Below are 23,791 nucleotides of genomic sequence, written 5' to 3' on the forward strand. Positions count from 1 at the left end.
GCCCGTTATTTCGATTTCTTTTTCTGTACCGCCTCCCCGTTTCCAAGAAGGCGGCACGCTGTCTTTACAATATATCAATGAACTTGTTTCTCTATTCTCGTTCGCCCTGTTTCCCAAAGCGGCTGCAAATGTACAGCCTTTTTTTTATCCGCCAAGCTTTTTTGAAAAAAAATTATTTTTTCCTTTTGCCGGACGATATCGGATACAGAACCTATATGAACGCAGTGCTCCGAACACCCTTTCCGCCAATTCCCGAATTGCTTCGTTAGCGGGGTGCAAATCTACCACCCTTTTTTAAATCCACAAGGATTTTTACAAACTTTTTTTGCCTTTTTTAAAGGCCCCCGCACAACACCCTGTCAACAAGCATCTTGCGCACGGAAATTTCCCCGAAAAAGGGAAATCAATTTAATACTTTTTCCCATAACGGCAAAATATCGGAACGTTAAATTTGCAGCCACCCCGCGTTAGGCCTGCCCGCAGGTAGGCAGGGGCGCAGCGGCATCCCCGAAGCAAAGCAAGGGATACAGCACAGCGCACGGCCCGACACAAGGAGGGAACGCCCAAACAACTACACTATATATGTATATAAATAAAATCGTACCTATATATATTGCCAACATAAATACTAGATGTTATCTTTGCAGACTTATTACGACAAAAAAAGCATGATCAAAATAACTTTACCAGACGGGAGCATTAGGGAATATGCCGAAGGAACAACCCCTTTAGACGTCGCCAAAAGCATAAGTGAAGGTTTGGCACGAAATATAATTTCAGCAAAATTTAATGGGGTCACCGTTGAAACCGTAACACCATTAAAGGAAGATGGATCCCTAATCCTTTACAGCTGGAACGACAAGGAAGGAAAAACTGCATTTTGGCATTCCACTTCCCACGTTGTGGCCCAAGCTCTGGAAGAATTATACCCAGGTGTAAAACTGACTATAGGACCTGCCATTGAAAACGGGTTTTATTATGATGTAGATTTACCCGACGGCACCATTTCCGAAAAGGACTTTCCCGAAATTGAAAAGAAAGCCTTGGAAATTGCCAGGGGAAAACATGATTTTAAGATGCGCTCCGCCACCAAAGCAGAAGCATTACAACTATACCAAACCCAAGGAAACCAATATAAGGTAGAACTTATAGAAAATCTGGAAGACGGTACCATCACCTTCTGCGACCATGACACCTTTACCGATCTATGTAGAGGAGGACACATACCCAATACGGGTATCATAAAAGCCATTAAAATACTGAGCGTAGCCGGTGCCTATTGGAGAGGAAACGAAAAAAACAATCAGTTGACTAGGGTCTATGGTATTTCCTTTCCAAAGCAGAAGGAACTTACCGAGTACCTAGAACTATTGGAAGAGGCCAAAAAAAGGGACCATAGAAAACTGGGCAAGGAATTGGAACTGTTCACTTTCTCCCAAAAAGTAGGACAAGGACTCCCCTTATGGCTTCCCAAGGGAGCTGCTTTACGGGAGCGCTTGGAGAATTTTTTAAAGAAGGCACAGAAGAAAGCCGGATACGAGATGGTGGTTACCCCACATATTGGACAAAAGGAACTTTATGTAACCTCTGGACATTATGCCAAATACGGGGAAGACAGCTTTCAACCTATAAAAACCCCAAAAGAAGATGAGGAGTTCTTGTTGAAGCCAATGAACTGTCCGCACCACTGTGAAATATACAACACCAAGCCATTTAGTTATAGGGAGCTTCCAAAAAGATATGCGGAATTCGGAACAGTTTACCGTTACGAGCAAAGTGGAGAACTACATGGTCTTACCAGAGTACGTGGTTTTACGCAGGATGATGCCCACATTTTCTGTACTCCAGATCAGTTGGCAGACGAGTTCAAGAATGTAATAGACCTTACCTTATATGTATTGGGTTCCTTGGGCTTTGGTAATTTTACGGCCCAAGTCTCCGTAAGGGATTTGGAAAAACCCGAGAAATATATCGGTTCTGTTGAAAACTGGGAAAAGGCTGAAAACGCCATAATAAATGCAGCCAAGGAAAAAGGTCTTGATTTTGTCATAGAAAGCGGTGAAGCGGCATTTTATGGCCCAAAGCTGGATTTCATGGTTAAAGACGCCCTTGGAAGAAACTGGCAGTTGGGAACCATCCAAGTGGATTACAATTTACCAGAGCGATTTGACCTTACCTATAAAGGTAGCGATAACGAATTGCACAGACCGGTTATGATCCACAGGGCTCCTTTTGGGAGTATGGAACGTTTTATAGCCTTATTATTGGAACATACAGGTGGGAATTTTCCACTTTGGCTCATGCCAGAGCAAGCTATTATCCTCCCTGTCAGCGAAAAACATGAAATATATGCCCAAAAAGTTTTAAATTCCTTGGAAAATAACGACATTCGCGCCCTCATTGACAACCGAAATGAAACGGTAGGCAAGAAAATACGTGAAGCAGAGATGAATAAAATCCCATTTATGCTGATTGTAGGGGAGAATGAAGAAAAAGAGGAAACCATTTCCATTAGGAGGCACGGTGGCGAAGATTTAGGTGCCATTTCCGTAAAAGCCTTTACCGACTTGGTAATAAATGAAATAAACAGTACCTTAAAGTCGTTTTAAAAAAAAAGTTTAACTAAAAAGATTACGTCATAGCAATTAGAAAAAGATTTAGACCCCAACCTAGGAGGGAAAACAAAAACCCTCACAACATTAATGAAAGTATTTCATCGCCAAAGGTTAGGTTGGTTGGCGACAATGTAGAAGTAGGTGTATACAGCACCCGTGAAGCCTTGGCCAAAGCGGAAGAACTGGAACTGGACTTAGTGGAGATTTCCCCTAAAGCCGATCCTCCAGTGTGTAAAATTATAGATTATAAAAAATTCCTTTACGAGCAAAAGAAAAGGGAAAAGGTCATGAAGGCCAAAGCCACCAAAGTAATCGTAAAAGAAATAAGGTTTGGTCCACAGACTGATGATCACGATTACGAGTTTAAGAAGAAACACGCGGAAAAATTCTTAAAAGATGGTGCCAAGTTAAAGGCTTATGTATTTTTCAAAGGTCGTTCCATTGTTTATAAAGACCAAGGAGAGATACTATTGCTAAAGTTGGCATCCGAATTGGAGGATTTGGGCAAAGTGGAACAAATGCCAAAACTTGAGGGCAAGCGAATGACAATGTTCATTGCCCCAAAAACTAAAAAATAGACCTAGGCCCTATGGCTTTGGTTACGAAAATAAAATGCTAAATATGTTTTAGCATTAAGATAGTAAGCGAGATAAATTAATAAATAGGAAGAAAATGCCTAAACAGAAAACAAAATCCAGTGCCAAAAAGCGATTTAAGCTTACCGGTAGTGGTAAAATTAAAAGAAAGCACGCCTTTAAGAGCCATATTCTAACGAAGAAGTCTAAAAAGCGTAAGCTAGCGTTAACCCACTCTGGATTAGTTCACGAGGCGGATGTTAACAGTATTAAGGAACAATTGCGTTTAAAGTAATCGTTCCCACGGTAATTATTAACCCTGGAGTTAGGCAATAAAAGTATTCTATATTAAAGGATCGCCTACTACAAAAAACAATTTAAATTATGCCAAGATCAGTAAATTCAGTTGCTTCCAGAGCCAGAAGAAAAAAGGTAATGAAGCAGGCCAAAGGATACTTTGGAAGACGTAAAAACGTTTGGACAGTAGCCAAAAATGCGGTTGAAAAAGCAATGTTATATGCTTACAGAGATCGTAGAAACAAGAAAAGAAATTTCCGTTCCCTATGGATTACCCGTATCAATGCTGGTGCCAGATTGCACGGAATGTCCTATTCCCAGTTTATGGGCAAGGTAAAAGCCAACAACATAGAGCTAAACCGTAAGGTATTGGCAGATTTGGCCATGAACCACCCAGAGGCTTTCAAAGCTATTGTGAACAAAGTAAAATAAATTAATAAACTTATCTCGCTTATAAGTAAAAAGCCTGCTCCATAGGGAACAGGCTTTTTTTTGTGGCCTATTTTCAAAATTACAGTTTATTAGGTCGTTTTTATTTTGCTGATAGCCTCCTTAAATTCTTCCCAGTCTATCAACTCATCGCCAGATTTGTCATAACCTTCAATTAGTTTGGAAGAAACAATTCCCCGTAAAAATCCACTAATTTCCGCCTTTTTCAACAATTCAACTATCTCACTTTTCTTGAGTTTCCCATCACCATCCCCATCAAAAAAATTATAGGCCTCCTCCGGCGTTTCAAATTTGTTGGTGATCAGGATCTGTATTTTATCTAAAATCATATCTTTTGTAGCCATATCCTATTCTTTAAAATGCATAATACACTAAATTACTAAATAAAACACAGTTGGCTAAACCCCAAAATAGCTTACCACCAAATTTCTGCCACTGGCATTATTCCTATGTTCGCACAAATAGATACCCTGCCATATTCCTAAATTCAATTTCCCATTGCTAATGGGTATCTGTACGGAAGCCCCCATCAAGGAGGATTTTATATGCGCGGGCATGTCGTCCGAACCTTCATAATCGTGAAGATAATAAGGGGCATTTTCCGGAACCATGATATTCATATGGCTTTCAAAATCTGACCTAACGGTGGAATCCGCATTTTCATTTATGGTCAAGCTTGCTGAAGTATGCTTTATGAACACTTGTAACATGCCCGTTTGAATCCTTTTTATATGTGGAAGGTGTTCCAGTATGGTGTCCGTAATTAAATGGAAGCCCCTGTTATAAGCCCTTAAACGTAATTCTTTCTGGTAAAACAGCATAACAATTGGTATTTGGAATTTATTCAAATTTCGATAAATATTAAGAAATGTGAAACTTTATGTAAGAAGGCCATTAATTAGGACAATATCAAATACCTTTGCAGCTTAATTTATTTGAATGGATTTATCAAAGGTAAAAATGGTAGTCACCGATATGGATGGCACCCTATTGAACTCCAAGCATGAGGTAAGTAGCAAATTCTTCCTATTATTTGAAGAATTAAAAAAAAGGGACATAAAGTTTGTGGCGGCCAGTGGGCGGCAATATAACAGTATTGTGGACAAATTGGATGCCATTAAAGATGATATCATAGTTGTGGCAGAAAATGGAGCTTTTGTAAAAAGGCAGGAGCAGGAATTGCTGGCTACCCCATTGAACTACACTACTATTAAGAATACCATAGAACTATTAAAGAATGTTGAGGGCATACATCCTGTCCTATGCGGAAAAAACAACGCCTATATCAATGGAAATTCCGATGATTTTGTAAACAAATTAAGGGAGTACTATTCCGAGTTTAGCATCTTAAATGACATTGCCTCTTATGATGGTGAAGTCTTAAAAATAGCCATTTACCATTTTGAAAGTTCGGAAAAGTATATTTATCCTTTGGTAAATCATTTGGAGTCCGAATTAAAAGTCAAAGTATCTGGAGAGAATTGGTTGGATATTTCCCATATGAATGCCAACAAAGGATATGCACTGCAACATATTCAAGAGAAATTCGGAATAAGTAGACAGGAGACCATGGTTTTCGGAGATTATAATAATGACCTGGAAATGTTGGCAATGGCCGATTTTAGTTTCGCAATGGCCAATGCACATCCCAATGTGTTTGAAGCCGCCAACTACCGAGCCGATAGTAATGATAATAATGGAGTGGAAAAGATTTTGGAATTAATGCTTTCGCAAACGTAATATTTACTACCAATTATTGATCCGTACCCAATAAGGAACTAGGTAGGTATCCCATGTTTTTTTTGAATGCCACGGTAAAATGTTGTGGGTTGGAATACCCTACTTCATAAGAAGCTTGGGCAATAGTATATTTATCCTCAAGAATCAGAGCTTTGGCCTTTTGCATTCGCAAACTGGTTATAAACTTAAAAATAGTAGTATTGTGGACCTTCTTAAAGTAGCTTTTTAATTTTGTAGTATTATATCCAGCTACAGCCGACAATTCCTTAATAGTCAATGGTTTCTTTAAATGGGTCTCTATATAGCTAACCAAATTTTCAATAGTTTCATAATCCGATGTTGATAAAGACACCTCCTTGTTCCTCACAATTTGTGTTTCTTGCCCCAAAAATAAATCAATAAGCAACAATCTAATTTTAGATTCCAGATAATTGACCTTGGCATTGCTATTTAAATTGCAATTTAATATCTCGCTAACCGCTATATGTAACGGCAAGGTTATCGGCTTCGCACTATTCCAAAAACCAAGAGTAGGACCTAAAACGAACATGTTGCTATCCACATTATACTCCTTCCCCAACAGTTCTTCAAGATACTCTCCCTTGAAAAATATTTCCAGGGCCACATAATTATGCCCACTAAGTTTCTGGTCAATAACATCCGGGGACCAGTGAACAATGTTATATGAACCTGAAGGAATAACCAAATTAAGAGAATCCTTACGGCGCGTGCACTCATAGGAGCCTTGCAATACAAAATGAATCCCGATATAGGAATCCTGACCTGTTACCTCTTCCACAAATTCATCAACCAAAGACAATTTACGTATTAGGATCATAGCCTTGTCCATTCTAATTTCTTCTTGCCACCCCCCTATCTTGCCCTGAAGTTGATCCGAGATGAAAGCACTAGCAGATTTTTCCAATACAATTTGATCTACGCCACTATTGGTGAGAGTACACCTTCTTAAATTCCAAAGTCCAGTACTCGGTACTTCTTTATTCGTTATTAATAATTCCTTTCTCGTTATTCCCAACTGAAAACATAATTTAGATTTGCAAAGTTATTTATTTAGACTAAATCTTAATAAAAATAACTAATTATTTAATGAAAAGATTACTACAATTTTTATTTATGGTCATAGCCTGGTCTACACAAGGCCAAAAAACGTCGGGTATAATTGCGGGTAAAGTAAGTGATGCCACCGGAAAGCCTCTAGCTTATGCCAGCATATTGTTGGAAGAATTAAAGCTTGGCGTTCTTACGGACGACAATGGGAAGTACTCCATCAGAAAGGTACCCCAAGGAAAGCACAAGGTTTTGGTTTCCTTTCTAGGTTACGGTACCCGCTCTATGAATATTGAGGTAAATAAAGACAGCCTTTACATTACCCTTGATTTTACATTAGAAGAGGCACAAGAAAACCTGGACGAAGTAACAGTTAACGGAAAAACCAAAGAGACTGAGTTGGAGACAGAAGGCTTTGCCGTAAACGCCGTTAAAACCAAAGAAGCCAGTTTAAGGAACATTCAAACAAACGAATTATTAAACACTACAGTTGGTGTAAAAATTCGCCAAAATGGAGGTTTAGGTTCTGATGTGAGCTATAGTTTAAATGGATTGTCAGGAAACTCGGTGCGAATTTTCATAGACGGAATTCCTATCTCTACCTATGGTAATTCATTTAATCTAAACAGTATACCCCCTTCCATGATCAAACAAATTGAAGTTTACAAAGGGGTGGTTCCGGGACATTTAGCAGACGATGCCTTGGGAGGAGCTATAAATATAATGCTTCATAATGATGCCAAAACTAATTTCAATGCCTCCATTTCCTACGGATCGTTCAACACCTTACAAGCCAGTGTTAACGGATTGTATCGCTTGGAAAAATCAGGATTTACGGTTAAAGCCTCCCTTTTTCACAACTATTCTGACAATGATTATAACGTTTCGGGCAGAAGTGTTGTAGTTACAGGTTTAGGAGGAGTACAAACCCCAATTACAGCCAAAAGGTTTAACGATGCCTATAGATCTACTGGTGGTATGGCACAAATAGGCTATACTGATGTAAAATGGGCCGACCAATTTTTTATTGGCATTACGGGTTCAGATGACTACAAAGAAGTACAGCACGGAGCCTTTATGACTATTACCCCATATAAAGATAGATTCTTGGAATCTGATGCCATATTAGGAAGTATAAATTATCAAAAGAAAAATCTTTTTACAAAAGGACTCGATGTAAATATAAACGGGCAGATTGGCAAAAGAAATCGGGCTGTTAATGATACGGTTGCCTGGGCCTATAGTTGGAACGGAGAAAGGGCCATTGATTTTAGAGGTGATGAATACCAATACACTTGGGGTTCCCAACAAGAAGGAGGCCCCACCCTGGCTAAGATCAAAAGAAACGTAGCATCAATCAGAACAGGAATGTCCTTTGCCGTTAATGACCATCATAAAATGTTATTGAACCATGTTTACAGCGGAATTGACAGGGAAGACAGTGATGCTTTAAGGTCTGTCTTGGAAAACACATTTCAAGGAACCAGGGACTTGCACAAAAACATTTATTCCTTAACCTATGAGCTAACTGCCTTTGACGAAAAATTAAAAGCCAGTTTATTTGGAAAACATTATCAGCAAAAAACAACTAGTGTTGACCCGGCCATAGAACAGGATGCCAACGGGAACGATGTGGTAGTAAATGAAGTTGTTTCCAGTAATAAAAATTATGACGGATATGGCTTTGCAACTTCTTATGCCTTTATTCCCAATATTACCCTTTTAGCATCCGCAGAAAAAGCTATCCGACTACCAAACGAAACTGAGATATTTGGAAATGACGGAGATAACGTAGTAGCCAATTCAAGCATTGATCCTGAAAGCAGCAACAACTACAACTTAGGATTCAGATTGGGGTCTTTTAACATCAAAAGGCATGATTTTACCATTTCAACCAATGTTTTTACACGAAACATTAAAGATAGGATTGGATTACCAATTGAAACATCCTTGAATGTTGATGATGAATTAATTGTGTATGTAAATCAAGGTAGCGGTACGTCCAAAGGAATAGATGCCCAACTAAATTACACCTACAACAGCAATTTCGGACTTAATTTTAATATATCCCGATTCGATTTAAAAATTGTAAATCAAGGCATAGAAATAGACGTTCCCAACACACCATTTTTTACCATGAATGGGAGTTTGCGCTATTCATTAAAAGACTTAATTCAGAAAAAATCGCGCTTAAACCTATTCTACACCATGTACTTTACGGGAGAGTTTTCATTCTTAACCTCTCAAGGGTCTAACACTGTAGGGGATGAATTTTTTAAAGTCCCACAGCAATTGGCACAGGATTTCGGGCTCAGTTACGTCTTCCCAAACAATAGGTTGGTGATGAGTTTTGACATCAAAAATATATTCGACAAACCTGTATATGATAATTTATCAGTTCAAAAACCAGGAAGATCTTTTTACCTGAAATTAAATTACACAATCAATAAATTTTAACCATTTAAATATAATCGAAAATGACACGTACTTTTTTAAATTTTAAAACCTTGACCATCACTATACTAACTATAGGTTTAATGGTCGCATGCAGTAGCGATGAGATCAGTGAAAATCCAGACCCAACAGATCCAGATCCAAGTGAAGACTCCAGATGGATTACTATTGCCGCAGCCAAAATGGGAGATGCCCCGGGAGACGGAAACGGGGGAACTCTAATATATTCTGTAAGTAGTGAAGATGCCAAAGATCCTACCAATTCTATTGAACCTTTTGAAAATGGATTTATAGCTCCTTCCAACAGGACTGCCAGATTGCAATCTTCTGAAGATGGCAACACTATATTTAATATTAGCTACGCAGGGGATACAGGTGGAAACTATACCAAATATTCTGTGGAAGGTGGTCAAACCTTCACACAATCAGGTTCATCGGTAAGTATTGCTCCGTACGTTGGAACTGCTCCAAGATGGATAAAATTGTTTGATGGTGATAAAACGGGAGCTGCTGTATATGTATCAACAGAACATCAATTTGATGAAAGTGATATTTATACCCGAACCGAAGCCACTATTGGTGTTGTGACTTTGGATTTGGTAAATTCTGCGATAAAAGAATTCCAGGAACACAGTGTAGCTTTGAGCGCAGAAGAAGAAGCAAACGGTTATTATATCTCTAGAATAGATATGCCCGTTCTAAATGCAACCGGAGATAAATTATATATTGGCGCACGTTTAAGCAAGGTTGACCCCGCCACTGCAGAAAGTGACAGTGATTATGAAATTTTGGGTTCTAAAACCATTGTATTGGATTACCCTTCTTTATTAAACCCAACCGTTATTACATCTACCGTAGGCCATGGAAACACCAATGGTTACCGCAGCATCAATGCTTTCCTTTATAACGGAAGTGTTTATCAGGCTAACCAAAGTGACCCAGAAGGGTCTCACATCTTAAAAATTGATGCCAACAACGAATATGACAATTCTTATGAATTCAATTTAGACGCTGCCTTAGGTGTAGAAGATGCATACATTCTTGCATGGAGACCTGCTGGAAACGGAAAAGCCGTTATAGCATACAGACATGCAGGATCTGCAGAAGGTTTAGCTGGTGCCCAAGGATTTTTTGCACTTGCGGATTTAAACGCAAAAACAGCTCAAAAAATTGATGCCATTCCCTATGATCCTGACTTTTACTTATTTCAATACCAAGGTTTTGTTGTTGATGGAACAGAAATATACCTAACTCAAGGAGCTGTAGGGCAAAACGGTAATATTTACATTATCGATACAGAAACAGGTAATGTAACCAAAGGCGCCGAGTTGGTGAACGTAACCGGAAGTCACTTTATAGGTGTGTTTTAAAATCAAAGGAGTGTTATCAGATAAATAAAAGTCATCAAAACATACCTCCTGCAATAAGTGATGTTTACCTATCTCTTTTTTTTAAAATTCCAATTTACCTCAAGATTTGAAATAAGGAAATTTTAAAAAATTAGAGGTGGATACCACCTATATCACCATTAAATAACAAATGGTAAAAACAAAAAAAACTGTTGTACAAGCTATAAACTTTTACAACAGTTTTTTTGTTCATAGTTCATACCAAACCTACTGCAATAAAGATCATCACTAGGTTTTTTGTTTCTTTTTCTGGGCAGCCGGAAACAATACATTGTTTAGAATAAGTCGGTAACCGGGAGAGGTAGGATGCAGTTCCAATTCTGTCTTGGGATCCCCTACCCTGTGCTGATAGTCCTCCGGATCGTGCCCCCCGTAAAAAGTAAAGAATCCCTTTCCTTTAATTCCGTGAATATATCTGGCCTCCCCATTAATTTTATTTTCCCCCAATACCAGGACGGTAGGCTTAATCTCTTCCCTGGCAAAAGCGGTAGTCTGCCCCATAAACCCCTTGACCAGGGCCGTATGGTTCTGACATAACATTGTAGGAACAGGGTCCCATTTCGCCGAGAAATCCATTAAAGAAAAATAATCCGATTCCTTGGGCACATTACCCCTTCTCATCGTCATATCTATGGAAGAAAATTCATATTGAAGCGGATTGCGCTCCAAAATAAAATTGGTAAAGGCAAAAGTTTTCCCATAGTCCAGCTTAGCTTGATAATTTGCGTCAGATGGATCACCATCGAACATGGGCTCGCATATATCCACCTCGTCCGCAGCCAAGGCTATATCAAAACTATCGGTGGCAGAGCACATAGCAAACATAAACCCTCCCCCTATAACGTAATTTCTTATTTTCAGTGCTACAGCCCGCTTTTCCTCTGAAACTTTATTGAACCCTAATTTTATTGCCAATGCTTCCGCCTGCTGCTTACCTTCTATATACCAAGGAGCCGCCCTATAGGCCCCATAAAATTTCCCGTATTGCCCTGTAAAGTCTTCATGGTGCAAGTGCAGCCAATCATAGAGCACCAATTTATCGTCCAAAACTTCCTCATCATAAATTTGATCATAAGGAATTTCGGCGTACGTAAGTACCATGGTAACAGCATCGTCCCAAGGTGAATTATCCTTTGGGGAATAAACTGCAATTTTGGGGGCCTTCTCCAAAATTACCGCTTCTTGGTTCTGCGAAGGACTTGCAATTTCTTCCAAAATAATTTGGGTCTGGGAATCCGATACAATCTCAAAAGACACTCCCCTTATCTGACATTCCCTACGAACATTCTCGCCATCGGGCAACAAAAAAGACCCGCCCCTATAGTTTAGCAGCCATTGCACCTTTTGTTGTTTGGTCAATACCCAATAGGTAATACCGTAAGCCTTTAGATGGTTTTTCTGACTTTCAGCGTCCATAGGAATAAGAATGGATGTGGCTGAAATTTCCATTATAGAAAATAGAATAAATAAAAGGGAGAAAAAACTCTTTTGCATGTACCAATATCTAATGTGCATCTTACCAAAGATACTGGAAAATTGAGGTATCAGTTTTGAAATAGGGTTAAAATTTTCAAAATAGCCTATTGCTTAGAGAAAAGTATAAGCAACTTTTTGCAAACTAATTGCCAAATAGTCAAAAGAATAGGTTTTAAGAAGAACTAATTTACCCCCTTTAAAAAGGTACATCATTATCATCCTGCATGGAATCATCGTTCATGGAACTGCCAAAGGCTTCGTTGGCATTGGGAAGGTTTTTTGTGATGAAGGGGTTATCATCATCCGCATTCATTTTCGATTGAAATTCAAAGGGAGAATCAAAATCATCCAAGTTGTCAAATTTACCTAGATGCCCAAGGAACTTAAGACGGATATTTTCCAAACCACCATTTCTGTGCTTTGCCACAATAAATTCGGCTTGTCCTGCAGTTGGCGAGCGTTCTTCATCATCCCATTCATCAATCTTATAATATTCAGGTCTATAGATAAAGGAAACAATATCCGCATCCTGCTCTATTGCCCCGGACTCCCTCAAATCCGATAAAATTGGTCTTTTACTACCGCCCCTGGTCTCAACGGCACGTGATAACTGGGAAAGTGCTATTACAGGAACGTTCAATTCCTTGGCCAAGGCCTTTAAGTTTCTGGATATGGTTGATATCTCCTGTTCACGGTTTCCACCTTTTTGACTTCCTCCCGCGGTCATCAACTGCAAATAATCAATAATGATCATCTTAATATCGTGCTGTGAAGCCAAACGCCTGGCCTTTGCTCTAAGGTCGAAAATAGAAAGCGAAGGGGTATCATCAATAAATAAGGGTGCAGTCTCCAAGGCCTTTACCTTTACGTTCAACTGTTCCCATTCATGCTTCTCCAATCTTCCTGTTCTCAATTTCTCTGAAGACAGGCCCGTCTCCGAGGATATCAATCTGGTAATCAATTGAACTGAAGACATTTCAAGTGAAAAGAAGGCCACTCCAATATTGGAGTTTACCGCAATATTTCTGGCCATGGACAGGGTAAGGGCTGTTTTACCCATACCTGGACGGGCTGCCACGATAACCAAGTCACTCGGTTGCCATCCCGAAGTTAGCTTGTCCAATTTGTCGAAACCAGATGGAATACCGCTAAGCCCTTCCTTACCTGCAATTTCCTCAATTCTCTTCTTAGCCTGTATCACCAAATTCTGGGCGGTTTCGGCAGAACGCTTTAAGTTCCCCTGAGTAACGTCGTACAATTTGGATTCAGCAGTGTCCAATAAGTCGAACACATCGGTAGAATCCTCATAGGCTTCTTCGATTATTTCATTTGAAATCTTGATAAGACTACGCTGGATAAATTTCTGAAGGATAATACGCGCATGAAACTCAATATGTGCGGAAGAAGCTACTTTTTGGGTTAATTTTATAAGATAAAAATCGCCTCCGGCACTCTCCAACCTACCATCCTTCTTCAATTGGGACGAAACGGTTAATAAATCTACCGGTTCAGAATTTTCAAACAACTTAAAAATAGCTTCATAGATATATCTATGGGCATCCCTGTAAAAGACTTCAGGATGCAGTATATCTATAACTTCATCGACCCCCTTCTTATCAATCATCATTGCTCCGAGCACAACTTCCTCTAAATCAATAGCTTGAGGAGGTATTTTACCCTTCTCAAGGCTAATGATGGTCGACTTGTCTATTCGATGACCAATAATGGGGTTCGTTTTTTCCATGAGTGCTAAATTATATAAATAAGAATTAAAAAGAGATTTGGGATATTAACAGTTGTTCAACAATGTACCTGTTGATAAGTTACAAAATTTGTTCATAAGCAAAAAAAAACCGGAGAATTTCCGCTCCAGTTTTTTCTACCTTGACAAAAAGGGTTATTATCCATTAAATACACCCATATTGGCATATTTATCCATTCGGTTTTTTACCAATTCTTTTGGTGATAACTTTTTTAATTCCTCATAATGCGAAGAAATTTTATTTTTTACGATCTCAAAAGTCTTATCCCTATTGGCATGGGCACCACCTACCGGTTCACGAACAATCTCGTCTATCAACTTCATTTTCTTCATGTCCGTTGCTGTAAGCTTTAAGGCCTCTGCCGCAATTTCCTTGTACTCCCAACTTCTCCAAAGAATAGAAGAGCAGGATTCTGGCGAAATAACGGAGTACCAGGTATTTTCCAACATCAATACCTTATCCCCTACACCAATTCCCAATGCCCCTCCAGAAGCGCCTTCGCCAATAATTACCACGATAATGGGAACTTTCAATCGGGTCATTTCCAAAATATTCCTTGCAATTGCCTCTCCTTGGCCTCTTTCTTCTGCCTCAATCCCAGGATATGCTCCTGGAGTATCTATTAAGCAAACTACCGGAATACCAAATTTTTCGGCAGACTTCATTAAGCGCAATGCTTTTCTGTACCCTTCTGGGTTGGCCATCCCGAAATTTCTTAATTGCCTTGTTTTGGTATTATAACCTTTCTGTTGACCAACAAACATATAACTCTGATCTCCTATTTTACCAAGACCGCCGATCATTGCTTTGTCATCCTTGACATTGCGATCTCCATGCAATTCCAAAAAGGTTTCCCCACAAATGGCCCTTATATAATCTAAGGTATAGGGTCTATTAGGATGCCTGGACAATTGCACCCTTTGCCAGGCGGTAAGATTCTTATATATTTCCTTACGGGTCTCAACGAGTTTTTTCTCTATTTGTTTACAAGTTTCAGAAACATCAACTTCACTCTCTTCTCCGATTATCATGCACTTATCCAATTGCTCTTCCAGCTCTTTAATTGGCAGTTCAAAATCTAAATACTCCATAGGTTTATAGGTTTAGCTCTTTACAACTAGCAAATATAAAACTTTAATGGGAAGGTAACCCATTAGTAGTTTTTTTTAATTTTTTTCTATTTTTCAAAATCCCGTTGGCGACCACGGTAGTCAAGATCAAAAGTGCTCCCACATAAAAAAGCGGATTCAATTTTTCGCTTTCCCCAAGAAGAAGAAAGGCCAATATTATCCCATATACGGGTTCCAAGTTAATTGTCAACATTACGGTATAGGGAGAAATATATTTCAAAATCTTTACGGAAGCAATGAATGCATAAGCCGTACAGACTGAAGCAAGTATAAATATATACATCCAATCATTAACGGACAACTGAAAAAACTTTTGGTCGAAACTACCGGAGAATACCAGATATATGGACAAAAACAGGACACCGCTTCCCACTTCATAAAACGAAATAACAGACGGTCTTTGCTCTTGCGTTAATTTACCATTGATCAAGGAAAAAGTGGCAGATAAAAAGGAGGACACCAATGCCAATAGTATTCCATTTAAAAAACCCTTCTCCACCCTAAACATTATATATAGGCCTAGCATAACGATCAGCCCAAAAACCAATTCATAACCTACCATTTTCCGGCCATACCAAAAAGGTTCCAACAGGGCCGTAAAAAATGCGCCCGTAGACATTGTTGCCAGGGCAATGGACACATTGGATACTTTGATGGCCATAAAAAAGGTGACCCAATGCAAGGATACCACAATTCCACCCAAAATAAGCATCAGCAGGGTTTTTGGAGGTACCTTCAACTGAAATTTCCTTATAAGGATATAGGCTAAAATGATCAAGGAAGCCATCAACATACGATACCATACCAAAGGAAGGGCGTCAATAGTTATGAGCTTGCCAATGACCGCCGTAAAGCCCCAGACAAAAACTATAAAATGTAGGTGAAGATAATTATTGAGCTTAACGTTTGGCATTCTGCAACAAATAAAAAGCTATGGCCCCGAACATAACATTGGGAATGATCACTGCCCATAGGGGCGAAAATCCAGATTGTTCAGCGAGAGTCCCGAAAACCTTATCAAAAAAGATGTATATAAATGCCACCCCAATACCGAAGGCCAGATTAACCCCCATACCGCCACGTCTCTTTACGGAGGAGACAGCCACAGCTATAATGGTAAGGATAAAGGCGGCTATGGGCAGGGCCCAACGCTTATACTTTACCAACACATAACTATTTATATTGGACGCGCCCTTTTTTCTTTGCACTTCTATAAACTTTTCCAGTTCAAACATATTCTTGGTTTCGGCTATATAGGAAACCGGAGTGAGGTCATCTATCTTAAAGTCGAAAATAGTATCCAATCTGCGTTTTGTCTCTACAATCTCCTTACCGTTTCCCAATTTTCTCTTTTCATAGGAAGTAAGTCGATAGACCGTATCTTTTTCTATCCAACGGATGTTGGCAGCAGATATCTTAAAATCCAAGGTGTTCTGTTCGTTGAAACGCTCCATGGTGAAGTTATACCCTATCTGTCTGGCAGGATCAAAACTGCTGACATAGATATAATCACTTTCGTTCAACTGGTTAAAAATATTGGTAGTTACCCTATCCTGTTTACCTTTCTTTAAATATTTAAACTTAAATTCGTTGTACCCCACACTTGCCGGAGGCACAATAAACATGTTCATAAAGAACATGATTATGGCTATAATAGATGCACCAATAAGATATGGCCGTAAAAATCGCCCATAAGAAACCCCCGAACTTAATATCGCTACAATTTCAGTATTGTTCGCCAATTTGGAGGTAAAGAAGATTACGGACAGGAAAAGGAAAATTGGGAACAAGAGGTTTCCGATGACCAATGTAAAATTCCAGTAATACATTACAATTTCCGCCAGTGGAACCTCATTATCGATCATTTTTCCGATCTGCTCTGCCAAGTTTGCCATTATCCCAATAGGGATAAATAGCAACAACATCACAAAGAAGGTTGCCAGATATCTCTTTAGAATATATTTATCAATTATGCTCAGCACCTAGAGTCTTTTATCCATTTGTTTTACCATTACAGATTTCCATTCATAGAAATCCCCTGCTAAAATATGTCTTCTTGCCTGACGAACCAACCACAAATAAAATCCCAAATTGTGAATGGTAGCGATTTGTTTTCCCAAATACTCGTTCGCAGCGAACAAGTGCCTTAGATAGGCCTTGGAATATTCATGGTCTACAAAGGTAGTTCCCATCTCGTCCAAAGGGGAAAAATCGTCTTCCCACTTCTTATTTTTTATATTGATAGTGCCATGTGCCGTAAACAGCATTCCATTTCTAGCATTTCTGGTAGGCATCACACAATCGAACATATCTATCCCCAAGGCAATGTTCTCTAAAATATTGATGGGGGTACCCACTCCCATTAAATATCTGGGCTTATCTTCTGGCAGTATTTCGCAGACCACCTCTGTCATTGCATACATTTCCTCCGCAGGTTCACCTACGGAAAGTCCGCCAATGGCATTACCTTCGGCCCCTACTCCCGCAATATATTCGGCCGATTGCCTCCTAAGGTCCTTATAGGTAGACCCTTGGACAATTGGAAAAAAGGTTTGTTCATAATTGTATGCAAAAGGAGTTTTTTCCAAATGCTTTATACAGCGCTCCAACCACCTATGGGTCATGTGCATGGATCTTTTCGCGTAATTATAATCGCATGGATATGGAGTACATTCATCAAATGCCATAATAATATCTGCACCTATGACACGTTGAATCTCCATAACATTCTCTGGGGTAAACACATGGTAGGAACCATCAATATGGGATTTAAACTTAACCCCTTCTTCCTTTATCTTTCTGTTGTCCGACAAGGAGTAGACCTGATAACCACCGCTATCCGTTAAGATATTTCGGTCCCAATTCATAAACTTATGAAGGCCGCCAGCTTGTTTCAGTATTTCGGTTTTAGGCCTTAAATACAAATGGTATGTATTACCCAAAATAATGTCCGGATTTATCTCCTCCCTCAATTCCTTTTGGTGTACCCCTTTTACTGAAGCTACTGTACCAACAGGCATAAAAATGGGAGTTTCTATCTTGCCGTGGTCCGTAATAATCTCTGCCGCCCTGGCTTTAGTCCTTGAGTCTGAATGTTGTAAGGTAAATTTCAAAAAAATCTATTTAAAGCCGCAAATATAGTCAACTCAAAGCCATTAAATCCTTAACAAAAAAATAAAGTTCTGTTATTGGCCATGATAGTTGATAAAATATTATAATTCCTGCTTGTGTACCCAAAAGATTGCCATTACTTTTGAAAAGTTTAAAAAATATAGATAAAATGCCAAAACTTCAAGAATTACAAGATTTGACCGTTCAGGTTCGCAGGGACATTCTAAGAATGGTTCATAAGGTAAACTCAGGGCATCCAGGAGGTTCCTTGGGCTGTACTGAATTTATTGTTTCCCTTTACAATGAAATCATGGAGCTTAAGGGCGGATTTGATATGGACGGAAAAGGAGAGGATCTTTTCTTTTTATCCAATGGTCACATATCCCCTGTTTTCTACAGTGTTCTGGCAAGAAAAGGATACTTTCCAGTTGATGAATTAAATACCTTTAGATTAATAGATTCGCGTTTACAAGGCCATCCTACTACTCACGAAGGTTTGCCTGGTGTACGAATCGCGTCAGGTTCATTGGGACAGGGCATGTCAGTGGCCTTAGGTGCTGCACAGGCCAAAAAGCTCAACAAAGATTCCAAACTGGTCTATACCCTTCACGGTGATGGCGAGTTACAGGAAGGCCAAAATTGGGAAGCCATTATGTATGCCGCTGGTAAGAAAGTGGACAACATTATTGCCACCATAGATTATAACGGCCAACAGATAGACGGGGCTACGGAGGATGTACTTCCTATGGGAGACCTAAAGAAAAAATTTGAAGCTTTTGGATGGGATGTCTTGGACATAAAGGAAGGAAATGATCTGGAAGCCGTTATAAAAGGGATGAAAGAAGCCAAAAGTAGGACCGGAAAAGGAAAACCGGTATGTGTACTATTGCACACCATAATGGGACACGGAGTAGATTTTATGATGTACACCCACGCATGGCACGGTAAGGCTCCCAACGACGAGCAATTGGCGACCGCTTTGGCGCAGAACCCAGAAACCTTAGGGGATTACTAATCCACAACCTTTTCCAAAAAAATTAAAGAAAATACAGATGAAAAAATATATAGATCAAGGTAAGAATGACACAAGAAGTGGTTTTGGTGCGGGACTGGCCGAATTGGGCAGGACCAACCCCAATGTAGTTGCTTTGTGCGCTGATTTGGTAGGATCCCTTAAGATGGAGAAATTTATAGAGGAAAATCCCGAGCGTTTCTTCCAAATAGGTATTGCCGAAGCCAATATGATGGGTATTGCCGCAGGACTTACCATAGGTGGAAAAATTCCCTTTACCGGAACTTTTGCCAACTTTTCAACTGGAAGGGTCTATGATCAAATAAGACAATCTATCGCTTATTCCGATAAGAACGTAAAAATCTGTGCTTCCCATGCGGGGGTTACCCTAGGTGAAGACGGTGCTACACACCAAATATTGGAAGATTTGGGATTGATGAAGATGTTGCCCGGAATGACCGTCATCAACACTTGCGACTACAATCAGACAAAGGCCGCCACCATTGCAATAGCAGAACATCACGGTCCTGTTTATCTAAGGTTTGGGCGACCAAAAGTGGCCAACTTTACCCCTGTTGACCAAAAATTTGAAATAGGTAAAGCCGTTATGCTGAATGAGGGAACCGATGTTACCATAGTTGCCACTGGTCACTTGGTATGGGAAGCCTTGATAGCAGCCGAAAATTTAGAAAAACAAGGCATATCCGCCGAAGTAATAAACATACATACCATTAAGCCTCTTGACGGGGAAGCAGTGTTAAAATCTGTTAAAAAAACAGGTTGCATAGTTACTGCGGAAGAACATAATTATTTAGGTGGACTTGGTGAAAGTATCTCCGGATTCCTAGCTACCACGCACCCCACACCCCAAGAATTTGTTGCTACCAAAGATACTTTTGGGGAAAGTGGCACACCTGAACAATTAATGGATAAATACGGATTAAACAATAAAGCTATAGAGAACGCCGTTGTGAGTGTGTTAAAAAGAAAATAATCAAATCCCTTTTAGGGAGATGAGGATTCTTAACATGACAAATGGCGAAAACTATGGAACAGAACTCAACTAAACTGCTAAAAACCTACCAGCAATAAAGGTAGAATTTAGCGGTTTTTTTGTGCCACTAACTTAGCCTTTTCGTGTCAAGATAATTTCTTTTTAGGTTAAACAATTAAAAAAGTTGTGCCTAAAATTGCACAATGTATTCTAATTTTAAAAGAACACAGTATGATGAAGAAAACAGTTTTATTAGCAGCTATTGCTTTAATGGGCATAACTGCACACGCGCAAAAAGGTTCAGGGTTCGGCATCAAAGGCGGACTTAACTATGGCGCTAATGGTGATTATTTTGAATCTACCGAACAAGCCTACAAAGACCCTAAAAGCAACGTGGGGTATCACCTAGGAATTTTCGGGCAGGTTGGGGATAAAATTTACCTGAGACCTGAATTGGTTTACACCAAAACAAAATCGGACTATGAAAATAATAGTTTGAACATGAGCAAACTAGATCTTCCTGTTCTATTGGGTATCAATATCATAGGCCCACTTAACGTTTTTGCCGGACCAGCGTTTCAATATATTTTGGATACGGATTATGACGGGATCACCATCGGCGATGTTGAAAATGATTTTACGGTTGGTCTAAATATTGGTGCCGGACTGTCTTTTGGAAGGTTTGGAATAGACCTGAGATACGAAAGGGGTTTTAGTGAGAATGAAGTGACTGTTGTTGACGGTGCTTTTTCCAATGACCGAATTGACACAAGACCAGATCAATTGGTTTTAAGTGTTGCCTTAAAACTTTAAAAAAAACATTTTTACAGAAACTAAAAGAAGCTGTCTCGTTTGCTAAAATGAGGCGGTTTTTGTTTTTTTATAGATTTTCATCTGAATTTTTTCATGAAGTAGGCCATTTTAATTTTTTGGAAGGAGATTTTAAGTGCTTTAGGCACTTTTCTTTCTCATATTATGCGCCAGGGCATGTAATCCGAACTCTAATTCCACTTTATCCAACCCGCGATGGGTAAATCGTTTAAAATTTCGGTTAGATTTGATATGGGCAAAGACCGGCTCCACATCAGCCGTTCTTTTTCTACGCTTTATTTCTCCTAGTTCAGATAAAAGATGCTCTCTAGCCTTCTGTTTGTAATGCTCCAGGGCATGGTTACGTTCTATTACCCGATTGTATTTTCCTTTAAAACAAACATTCCTTATTGGACACCCATTGCAATTTTTTGCGCTATACTTACTTACTGTTTGCCTGTAGCCTGATTTGGTGGTCTTTGTTGCTTGGGCTATTTTCTCCATCCGCTGTCCCATCGGACATACATAATGATCTTCCTTTTCATTGTAATAAAGTTGGTCCCGGTGGAAGGGAGCCTTTTCCTTACGCTTTTTTCCTGCCTTATTTTGTTCTTTATCAAAAGTGTTGAATTTTACATAGCCTTTGATTCCTTTTTCAGAGAGTAGTTCATAGTTTTCCTGGCTTCCGTAACCAGCATCAGCAGTAAGAGTTTCTGGAAGATTTTGATAGAGGTATTCATAATTCTCAAGATGAGGCCGTAGGGTATGAATATCATTGGTGTCCTGGTGTAGGGTATAATTTAGGATGAACTGATCTTCGGAACTGATCTGTACATTGTAGCTTGGCTTAAGCTGCCCGTTTTTCATATGGTCTTCTTTCATTCGCATGAAAGTAGCATCGGGATCTGTTTTGCTATAACTGCTTCGGTTGCCAAGGAGTTGCTCCTGTTGCTCATATTTTTCCAGGTTGGCAGGAAAATTTTTCGCAATATAGCGGGCTTTTGCTTTTGCTTTAGAGCTGGCTTTAGGATTCCCTTTGAGGATCTTGTCAATCTTTTGAGCTGTTTTTTCTACCTTCTCCTTATCGACTTTTTTAAAATCTGGAGGAGTAGGATCGGTATCCTCTTCATCAGCAATGCTTTGAGCATACTCCCACATCTCTTCGAGCTGCCGGGCCATCTTTTCTTTTTGGGTTTTAAGGGCATTGCCCCAAACAAAGGTGTAACGGCCGGCTACGGATTCTATTTTGGTGCCATCGGTATAAACTTCTTTTAACTTCACAAGGCCTTCCTGGGCCAGCAATAATACCACTTGCTTAAAAATATCTTTGAAAACATCCTTTAGCTTTTGGCTTCTAAACCTGGCTATGGTATTATGGTCAGCCACCTGCTTATTGGAGAGCCACATGAAGTTAATGTTCTCCCGCATGGCCTTTTCTATCTTACGGGTAGAATAGGTATTGTCCATATACGCATAGACCATTACCTTCAACATCATCTTTGGATGATAACTTGGCTGACCGTCTTTACTATAGGCTTTAATTAGTGGCTTTAGATCCAGATGTTCGATAACTCCATTGACAATCCGAACCGGATGGTCTTCTGGAATCAATTCTTCAATAGAGGGAGGAAAAAGCCAATTTTGTTGTTGATTGTACTCCTTGAAATTGCGCTTCATTTGGTAGTAATATTGCAACAGTAATGTAGCAAAAACCTAGCATTTATACAAGATAATCAAGCTATTTCAAAGAATGATCCAAAAAAAAAAGCTGCCTCTATTAATGAGACAGCTTCTTTTTATTTGGTAACCTATTAGATCAACCTCAAATATTTTTGTCCAAATAATCGGGAATACCATCATCATTAGCGTCACCCAATTCATCTTTGGTAAGGATACCATCCCCGTCGTCATCCGTGTCCAAATAATTTGGAAGTCCATCCTCATCGGTATCATCATTAAAAAGATTACCGTCCCCATCCAAATCTTCAAGAATAGTACTTACTCCGTCCCGATCATGATCCGCTGTATTGGTAGCCAATAGGTTTACTTCAAACATTAAAGGTGCATAGGTTGCTCCCGGTGCACTTCCGCTGAAATAAGCAATACCTGAGGGCATAAAAATTAAACCTACCCCACTTCCGGTCACGGTAAAGGTACCATCGCCATTTTCAATTATATCGCCCCCCGACTTAAATTTGGGCATTCCCTCCTTAAATCCTTTTATTACCCCAGAATTACCAGAAATTCCGGAACCCTGCATATCGAACCAGACAGGGGATCCCAGTCTGCTATCAAAAATTGTCCCATCCAGGCGCATACCCTGGTACTTTAAATATACAGAATCTACAGGGGTAGGATTTTCACCTGTTCCTTCCCTGGCCACTATATAATACAAGGTATGTGGAATATCAACTTCTTCAGCATCCAATCCCAAATCACTGGAAGATATGTTTATCACTTGGGTTAAGGCATCTTCGAAAAGGGATTTCTTGTCCGCATTCGCTCCAGCTATGGTATCGATCCTAATTCTTAGGTCAAAACCTTCATCAATTGGTTCCTCAAAATCTTCATAGTTATAAAAATGAGTTTTTAAATATGCTTGGATTTCAGCATCATTTTCCACTATAACCTCACTTAGCAGTCTGGGAGGAATCACTTCAAAATCATCCCCATCGTCCTTTTTACAGGACCAGATAGTCAAAAAAATTACAGCAACTACCAGAAATCTCTTTATATTCATCAGTTTATTTTTATTGTCTTTTAATTACAGGATGCAGCCTCAGGATTATGATCTTAACCATATCGGCTTCATTGATTTCTTAATTAAAGGCCGCAAGATACAATTTTCAACTATTTTTGTAGAGGACGTTAACAAAGATTTTCAATA

The 23,791-nt window shown here is 39.4% G+C and carries 21 protein-coding genes; 10 read left to right on the top strand and 11 right to left on the bottom strand.

From position 1 onward, the window contains the following. The first annotated feature begins 668 nt into the window (after nucleotides 1-668). The 4 genes from thrS to rplT all read left to right on the top strand — a co-directional run bounded on the left by thrS (nucleotide 669) and on the right by rplT (nucleotide 3,919). On the top strand, nucleotides 669-2,609 hold the full coding sequence (gene thrS / locus U735_RS0115750) for a threonine--tRNA ligase (RefSeq protein ID WP_031444749.1): 1,941 nt from the start codon (nucleotides 669-671) through the stop codon (nucleotides 2,607-2,609). Nucleotides 2,610-2,638: 29 nt separating this feature from the next. Continuing rightward, nucleotides 2,639-3,193, top strand: a complete 555-nt coding sequence (infC, locus tag U735_RS0115755) for a translation initiation factor IF-3 (protein WP_083260705.1) — start codon at nucleotides 2,639-2,641, stop codon at nucleotides 3,191-3,193. A gap of 94 nt (nucleotides 3,194-3,287) precedes the next feature. After that, nucleotides 3,288-3,485 carry a 50S ribosomal protein L35 gene (gene rpmI / locus U735_RS0115760; protein WP_031444751.1) on the top strand — a complete coding sequence of 66 codons (198 nt, stop codon included), beginning with the start codon at nucleotides 3,288-3,290 and terminating at the stop codon, nucleotides 3,483-3,485. An 89-nt stretch (nucleotides 3,486-3,574) separates the two neighbouring features. After that, complete coding sequence (rplT, locus tag U735_RS0115765; RefSeq protein ID WP_031444752.1) at nucleotides 3,575-3,919, top strand: 50S ribosomal protein L20; 345 nt, start codon at nucleotides 3,575-3,577, stop codon at nucleotides 3,917-3,919. A gap of 89 nt (nucleotides 3,920-4,008) precedes the next feature. Here rplT and U735_RS0115770 read toward each other — a convergent pair whose 3' ends face one another. After that, nucleotides 4,009-4,281, bottom strand: a complete 273-nt coding sequence (locus U735_RS0115770; RefSeq protein ID WP_031444753.1) for an EF-hand domain-containing protein — start codon at nucleotides 4,279-4,281, stop codon at nucleotides 4,009-4,011. Between the two features lie 54 nt (nucleotides 4,282-4,335). After that, nucleotides 4,336-4,758: a secondary thiamine-phosphate synthase enzyme YjbQ gene (locus U735_RS0115775; RefSeq protein ID WP_031444754.1), complete on the bottom strand. Its 423-nt coding sequence runs from the start codon at nucleotides 4,756-4,758 to the stop codon at nucleotides 4,336-4,338. A 118-nt stretch (nucleotides 4,759-4,876) separates the two neighbouring features. Between U735_RS0115775 and U735_RS0115780 the strand changes: the two genes are divergently transcribed. Then, entirely contained in the window at nucleotides 4,877-5,677 is an 801-nt protein-coding gene (locus U735_RS0115780) for an HAD family hydrolase (protein ID WP_031444755.1), read from the top strand. Nucleotides 5,678-5,690: 13 nt separating this feature from the next. On the opposite strand, the gene U735_RS25055 is transcribed toward U735_RS0115780, so the two are convergent. Further along, nucleotides 5,691-6,713, bottom strand: a complete 1,023-nt coding sequence (locus tag U735_RS25055) for a helix-turn-helix domain-containing protein (RefSeq protein WP_051892178.1) — start codon at nucleotides 6,711-6,713, stop codon at nucleotides 5,691-5,693. 71 nt (nucleotides 6,714-6,784) lie between these two features. Between U735_RS25055 and U735_RS0115790 the strand changes: the two genes are divergently transcribed. Then, on the top strand, nucleotides 6,785-9,202 hold the full coding sequence (locus U735_RS0115790) for a TonB-dependent receptor (RefSeq protein WP_031444757.1): 2,418 nt from the start codon (nucleotides 6,785-6,787) through the stop codon (nucleotides 9,200-9,202). Between the two features lie 20 nt (nucleotides 9,203-9,222). After that, nucleotides 9,223-10,569 carry a hypothetical protein gene (locus tag U735_RS0115795; RefSeq protein ID WP_031444758.1) on the top strand — a complete coding sequence of 449 codons (1,347 nt, stop codon included), beginning with the start codon at nucleotides 9,223-9,225 and terminating at the stop codon, nucleotides 10,567-10,569. Nucleotides 10,570-10,836: 267 nt separating this feature from the next. Here U735_RS0115795 and U735_RS0115800 read toward each other — a convergent pair whose 3' ends face one another. The 6 genes from U735_RS0115800 to tgt form a co-directional block, all read right to left on the bottom strand. Further along, nucleotides 10,837-12,102 (bottom strand): hypothetical protein, encoded by a 1,266-nt coding sequence (locus U735_RS0115800; protein WP_031444759.1) that lies wholly within the window; start codon nucleotides 12,100-12,102, stop codon nucleotides 10,837-10,839. 178 nt (nucleotides 12,103-12,280) lie between these two features. Next, complete coding sequence (gene dnaB, locus U735_RS0115810; protein ID WP_031444760.1) at nucleotides 12,281-13,828, bottom strand: replicative DNA helicase; 1,548 nt, start codon at nucleotides 13,826-13,828, stop codon at nucleotides 12,281-12,283. Nucleotides 13,829-13,984: 156 nt separating this feature from the next. Continuing rightward, on the bottom strand, nucleotides 13,985-14,938 hold the full coding sequence (locus U735_RS0115815; RefSeq protein WP_031444761.1) for an acetyl-CoA carboxylase carboxyltransferase subunit alpha: 954 nt from the start codon (nucleotides 14,936-14,938) through the stop codon (nucleotides 13,985-13,987). Between the two features lie 43 nt (nucleotides 14,939-14,981). Continuing rightward, nucleotides 14,982-15,890, bottom strand: a complete 909-nt coding sequence (locus U735_RS0115820; RefSeq protein WP_031444762.1) for a DMT family transporter — start codon at nucleotides 15,888-15,890, stop codon at nucleotides 14,982-14,984. After that, a complete protein-coding gene (locus U735_RS0115825) occupies nucleotides 15,877-16,956 on the bottom strand; it encodes an LptF/LptG family permease (RefSeq protein WP_031444763.1) in 1,080 nt (359 codons plus the stop codon). The genes U735_RS0115820 and U735_RS0115825 overlap by 14 nt, the downstream gene beginning before the upstream one ends. A 3-nt stretch (nucleotides 16,957-16,959) precedes the next feature. Further along, the gene (gene tgt, locus U735_RS0115830) at nucleotides 16,960-18,090 is read right to left on the bottom strand and encodes a tRNA guanosine(34) transglycosylase Tgt (RefSeq protein WP_031444764.1); all 1,131 of its coding nucleotides are present in this window, start codon (nucleotides 18,088-18,090) and stop codon (nucleotides 16,960-16,962) included. 158 nt (nucleotides 18,091-18,248) lie between these two features. On the opposite strand from tgt, the gene U735_RS0115835 reads away from it, so the two are divergent. The 3 genes from U735_RS0115835 to U735_RS0115845 all read left to right on the top strand — a co-directional run bounded on the left by U735_RS0115835 (nucleotide 18,249) and on the right by U735_RS0115845 (nucleotide 20,907). Then, on the top strand, nucleotides 18,249-19,103 hold the full coding sequence (locus tag U735_RS0115835; protein ID WP_262482712.1) for a transketolase: 855 nt from the start codon (nucleotides 18,249-18,251) through the stop codon (nucleotides 19,101-19,103). A 37-nt stretch (nucleotides 19,104-19,140) separates the two neighbouring features. Beyond that, nucleotides 19,141-20,094 (top strand): transketolase family protein, encoded by a 954-nt coding sequence (locus U735_RS0115840; protein ID WP_031444766.1) that lies wholly within the window; start codon nucleotides 19,141-19,143, stop codon nucleotides 20,092-20,094. Between the two features lie 234 nt (nucleotides 20,095-20,328). Further along, entirely contained in the window at nucleotides 20,329-20,907 is a 579-nt protein-coding gene (locus U735_RS0115845; RefSeq protein WP_031444767.1) for an outer membrane beta-barrel protein, read from the top strand. Nucleotides 20,908-21,045: 138 nt separating this feature from the next. Here U735_RS0115845 and U735_RS0115850 read toward each other — a convergent pair whose 3' ends face one another. Beyond that, complete coding sequence (locus U735_RS0115850; RefSeq protein WP_031444768.1) at nucleotides 21,046-22,581, bottom strand: IS1182 family transposase; 1,536 nt, start codon at nucleotides 22,579-22,581, stop codon at nucleotides 21,046-21,048. 145 nt (nucleotides 22,582-22,726) lie between these two features. After that, complete coding sequence (locus U735_RS0115855; protein ID WP_031444769.1) at nucleotides 22,727-23,644, bottom strand: FKBP-type peptidyl-prolyl cis-trans isomerase; 918 nt, start codon at nucleotides 23,642-23,644, stop codon at nucleotides 22,727-22,729. Nucleotides 23,645-23,791 lie beyond the last annotated feature (147 nt).

Source organism: Arenibacter algicola, from assembly GCF_000733925.1.
Taxonomy (GTDB): Bacteria; Bacteroidota; Bacteroidia; order Flavobacteriales; family Flavobacteriaceae; genus Arenibacter; species Arenibacter algicola.